This window comes from Streptomyces alkaliterrae (assembly GCF_007097205.2).
GTDB lineage: Bacteria > Actinomycetota > Actinomycetes > Streptomycetales > Streptomycetaceae > Streptomyces > Streptomyces alkaliterrae.
In genome coordinates this window covers 1-4,194 of record NZ_VJYK02000396.1, presented here as the reverse complement: position 1 = coordinate 4,194, position 4,194 = coordinate 1, and the positions used below count along the sequence as shown (strand labels likewise).

Genomic DNA, 4,194 nt, shown 5'->3' with positions numbered 1-4,194 from the left:
GGGGGAGTTCGAGGGCCGGGGTCCGGGGGCTGGCCCCAGGAAGCGGGAAGGGTAGGGGCCGGGGACCCCTACCGGGTGGCCAACCTGTCGAAAAGCAACTGCACCGCCCCCGTCTCCGGATGCCTCACCCGATGCGCCCGCACCCCGAAGACCTCGGCCAACAACTCCCCCGTCAGCACCTCCATCGGCGCCCCGGAGGCCACGATCGCGCCGCGCGCGATGACGTACAGCACATCGCAGTGCCCGGCCGCCAGATTCAGGTCGTGCAGCGCCGTGAGCACCGTCGGCGCGACCCCGCCCGGGCCTCCCGCCCGTCCCCCCACGAGGTGCAGCACCTCCAACTGCTGTGCGATGTCCAGGTGGTTCGTCGGCTCGTCGAGTACCAGCACGCGCGGCTCCTGCGCCAACGCCCGTGCGATCAGCACCCGTTGCTTCTCGCCCCCGGACAGACTCAGAAAGCCGCGGTCCCGCAGGTGCTCGGCGCGCACGCGCCTCAGCGCCGCCAGGCACTTCTCCGCGTCCTCCGCGCTCGCTCGTGCGGCGGCCCGCTGGTGCGGCATCCGTCCCATCGCCACGACCTCGTCGACGGTGAAGTCGAACTCCGCCCCGGTCTCCTGGGGCAGCGCCGCGAGCCGCCGCGCGCCCTCCTTCGGCGACATCGCGAACAGGTCCGCGCCGTCCACCCGCACCGTCCCGGAAGACGGCCTCGACGCCCGGTAGACGCACCGCAGCAAGCTGGACTTGCCGCTCCCGTTGGGCCCCACCAGGCCCACCACCGCCCCCGGCTCGGCATGCAGGCTGACCTCCCGCACCAGCCGGGCGCCGGCCACCCGCACGGTCAGTTCGTCGATCTCCACACGCATCAGGCGACTCCGAACGAGTAGCTGCGACGCCGCATCAGCAGCAGGAAACAGGGAACGCCGATCACGGCGGTCAGCACGCCGACGGGCAGTTCGATCGGTGCGAGCAGCACCCGGGACGCCACGTCCACCCACACCAGCAGTACCGCGCCCAGCAGCGGCGCCACCACGAGCACCCGCCGGTGGTCGGCGCCGACCAGCATCCGGGTCGCGTGCGGCACCATCAGCCCGACGAAGCCGATCGCCCCGCTCACCGCGACCACACAACCGACCACCACCGCCGTGAGCAGGAACAGTTCCCGGCGCAACCGTTCGGCGTCGACGCCCAGCGCCGCCGCCGTCTCGTCGCCCATCGCCAACGCGTTCAACCGCCGGGCGGAGAGCAGCAGATACACCATGCCGCCCGCGACCGCCGTCGCCGCCACCGGCAGTGAGCCCCACGTCGCGCTGCCGAGGCTGCCCATCAGCCACATCAGCGCCGACCGCGCCGCCTCTCCGTGCTCGGCGAAGAACACCATCAACGTGGTCACGGCGGAGAAGCCGTAGTACATGGCCGTCCCGGTGAGCACGAGACGCAGCGGTGTCAGCCCGTGAGCGCTGTTCGCGACCGCGTACACCAGCAGCATCGCCACCAGCGCCGAGCCGAACGCCGCCGTGGACATCGCCCACACTCCGAGCGCGCCGAACGCCCCGAAGAGCAGAACCGCGTTGGCGCCGACGGCGGCGCCGGAGGAGATGCCGAGAACAAACGGGTCCGCGAGCGCGTTGCGCACCATCGCCTGGATCGCCACACCGATCGCCGACAGCCCGGCCCCGACGACAGCGGCCAGCAGTGCGCGCGGAAAACGGATCTCCCACACGATCGTGTAAGCCGAGAGCTCGTCGCGAGTGATCGCGCCCCCGGTCAACCCGCTCCACAGGTAGCCCAGCGCCTGGGCGAATCCCAGCCCCGCGGAGCCGATCGCCACCGCGCACAGCACGGAAACCACCAGCGACACGGCGAGGCCGACAGCGAGCACGGGAACGGGGAGCCGGCGCCGGACGCGTGGCGGGTCGTCCCGCTCCACCTCGGGCACGGCGTTGGTCGGGGCGGCCGTCACGGCCATGGGCTTCCGCCTTCGCCTCGGGCCGGGGTCGCGTCGGTGTGCTGGCCGGGGCTCGGCGGGCACCCCCTCGCAGTCCGCGGCGAGTTGAACAGGGCATCGCGCCGCCGTGGGCGATCGGGCTCGCGGGACCGGGGGAACGGCTCCGCCTACCGTTGCGGGTCAGCGCCGGACTTCGACCGGCTTCACCCCTCGGAGGCGTGGGCAGCGTACCGTGGCGCGCCTTCCGCCAGCGGAGGAACCAGGGGAGAAAGCGGAACAGTCACCCTCCTTCGGCGTTCTCCGCCGCCAGTGCCTCCGACGCCCGCCGGACCACCTCCTCCAGCCGCAGCGGCTTGGGAATCCGGGCGTCACCGGTCCGCCCGCCGAACTCCCCGAGCGGGTCGTCGGCCTCCGTCGGCGCCGGGCCCGTGGTGAGGAACAGCACAGGCCCGCCTCTCCCGAGGCGGCGCAGCTGCCGGGCCACCTCCCAGCCGTCGATGTCCGGCAGCCCGACGTCCAGCACCACCAGGTCGGGTGGCTCGGCGACGGCCGCGTTCAGCGCCTGCACGCCGCCCGCAGCGCACGTCACCCGGTAGCCGGCCAGCAGGAACGTCTGGGTGAGCTGTTCCCTGAGGTGCGGCTCGTCGTCGACGACCAGCAGGCGCGGCGGAGTCCTCTTCACGGGCAACAGGAGTACCGGTCGAACCTCAAAGAACGATGAGAAGCACCGCCCGGCCCCCAGGCCGCCCACGGCTACCCGGGATAATCGTGTGCATGAACGACGCGACTCCCGAGCGGCGGCTCCCGGCCCCGGAGCCGATCCGCTTCTACGGCACCACGTGGGTCGACCACTCCGGCGGCTACCGGCTGCGCCGCGCCGGCCTGGCGCTGGCCGCGTTCGCGGCGGCCGCCGCCGGCGCGCTGCTGCTGCGGTTCGCGTACCAGGGCCTGGAGATCGCCGAGGTCGGTACCGTGCTGAACCTGCTGGTCGTGCTGGCCTTCGCGGCGTGCAGCTCGATCGCCTTCAGCAAGACGTGGGGCGCCTACACCAAGCCCCGGCGCGTCCCTCGCGACCAGCGGGAGGAGAGCGCCGAGCGGTCCCTGGCCAGCGTCCGCATGATCGGTTTCATCGGCGTACTGCTGGCGTACGGAATCCGCACGCTGGTCGAGGCGCCGGGCGAGAAGCTGCGCCGCGCCGAACACGAGGAGGCCGTGCGGCTGCACGAGCGTCGCCGCTCCGCCCGCACCGGCAATCCCGCCGCCCGCGACCGCACGCGAGGCAAACGCCGCCGCTGAACACCGGCCACAAGGGCCCCTCCGGACACGTCCGGAGGGGCCCTTCGCCGTTGCCCCCGCCGCTCGGTTTCTGCGTTTCCCCGGCGCCGCCCGCTTGACGGGGCTCACCGCCGAGGAGCAGAATTCATCACATGATGAATTCTCGCGACGGCGCCGCCTCCCGCGACGGGACGGCCGTCCACGCCCACGGGCTCACCGTCGTACGCGGCGGCCGAACAGTCCTCGACGACCTCTCCTTCACCGTCCGGCGCGGCAGCGTCACCGGCCTGCTCGGCCCGTCCGGATGCGGCAAGACGACCCTCATGCGGGCCGTCGTCGGCACCCAGGCCAAGGTCACCGGCACCCTCCGGGTCCTCGACCACCCAGCCGGCAGCGCCGTCCTCCGCGCCCGCGTCGGCTACGTCACCCAGGCCCCTTCCGTCTACGCCGACCTCACCGCCCGCCAGAACCTCGACTACTTCGCCGCCGTCCTCGGCCTCGCCCCCGACGAACGGAACCGCCACGTCGCCCAGGCGCTCACCGACGTGGACCTCACCGACCGGGCCGACGCACTCGCCGCCGACCTCTCCGGCGGCGAACGCTCCCGCGTCTCCCTGGCCGTCGCACTCCTCGGCGAACCGGAACTGCTCGTCCTCGACGAACCCACCGTCGGCCTCGACCCGGTACTCCGGCGCGACCTCTGGCGGCTCTTCCACCGCCTCGCCGACGAGCGCGGCACCACCCTGCTCGTCTCCAGCCACGTCATGGACGAGGCCGACCGCTGCGAACGCCTCCTCCTCATGCGCGCCGGACGACTGCTCGCGGAAGGCTCCCCCGACGAACTGCGCCACCGGACCGGCACCCAGGCCGTCGAGGACGCCTTCCTCCACCTCGTCGACGCCGCCCGCGACGCCGACACCCCCCGACCCGCTTCCGTCAGGAAGGACGGCAACCGCCGATGAACACCGCAGCCC

At 72.9% G+C, this 4,194-nt stretch carries 5 protein-coding genes; 2 read left to right on the top strand and 3 right to left on the bottom strand.

What is annotated here, in order from left to right; translation table 11 throughout:
- Positions 1-68: 68 nt before the first annotated feature.
- The 3 genes from FNX44_RS24465 to FNX44_RS24455 form a co-directional block, all read right to left on the bottom strand.
- Entirely contained in the window at positions 69-863 is a 795-nt protein-coding gene (locus FNX44_RS24465) for an ABC transporter ATP-binding protein (RefSeq protein WP_143651156.1), read from the bottom strand.
- Entirely contained in the window at positions 863-1,966 is a 1,104-nt protein-coding gene (locus FNX44_RS24460; protein WP_143651154.1) for a FecCD family ABC transporter permease, read from the bottom strand. The genes FNX44_RS24465 and FNX44_RS24460 overlap by 1 nt, the downstream gene beginning before the upstream one ends.
- A gap of 259 nt (positions 1,967-2,225) precedes the next feature.
- Positions 2,226-2,627, bottom strand: a complete 402-nt coding sequence (locus FNX44_RS24455; protein WP_323369643.1) for a response regulator transcription factor — start codon at positions 2,625-2,627, stop codon at positions 2,226-2,228.
- 92 nt (positions 2,628-2,719) lie between these two features.
- On the opposite strand from FNX44_RS24455, the gene FNX44_RS24450 reads away from it, so the two are divergent.
- The gene (locus FNX44_RS24450) at positions 2,720-3,241 is read left to right on the top strand and encodes a hypothetical protein (RefSeq protein ID WP_143651153.1); all 522 of its coding nucleotides are present in this window, start codon (positions 2,720-2,722) and stop codon (positions 3,239-3,241) included.
- 131 nt (positions 3,242-3,372) lie between these two features.
- Positions 3,373-4,182 carry an ABC transporter ATP-binding protein gene (locus FNX44_RS24445; protein ID WP_143651151.1) on the top strand — a complete coding sequence of 270 codons (810 nt, stop codon included), beginning with the start codon at positions 3,373-3,375 and terminating at the stop codon, positions 4,180-4,182.
- Positions 4,183-4,194: the final 12 nt, after the last annotated feature.